This window comes from Pseudoalteromonas sp. SIMBA_162, assembly GCF_046535955.1.
Classification (GTDB): domain Bacteria; phylum Pseudomonadota; class Gammaproteobacteria; order Enterobacterales; family Alteromonadaceae; genus Pseudoalteromonas; species Pseudoalteromonas marina.
This window is the reverse complement of record NZ_JAWJBQ010001224.1, coordinates 1-235: the sequence shown is the minus strand read 5'-3', so window position 1 is coordinate 235 and position 235 is coordinate 1. Positions and strand designations below refer to the sequence as shown.

The following is a 235-nucleotide window of genomic DNA, read 5'->3' as shown; positions in this document are numbered from 1 at the left end:
ATGTGCAGTGCCGGTGCGCAAGCGGCGGACTATCAGGATGTGCAGGATGCCGTCGAGCAACAGCGAGCGCCTCTGCTGGAGACGCTGGAAACACTAGTCAACGTGGATTCGGGAACGGGCTACCGTGAAGGCTTGAATGACGTTGAGGCAATGCTGACTCAGCATCTCGAAGCGCTTGGCGCACAGGTGGAAACGCACCCTGCCAAGACCTATGGCGGCAATACGATTGTCGGTC

1 protein-coding gene is annotated in these 235 nt (G+C 58.7%); it reads left to right on the top strand.

Features of this window, described 5'->3' with window-relative positions; translation table 11 throughout:
* A partial coding sequence (locus R0J88_RS23540; protein ID WP_410901395.1) for a hypothetical protein occupies positions 1–235 on the top strand: 235 nt, incomplete at both ends.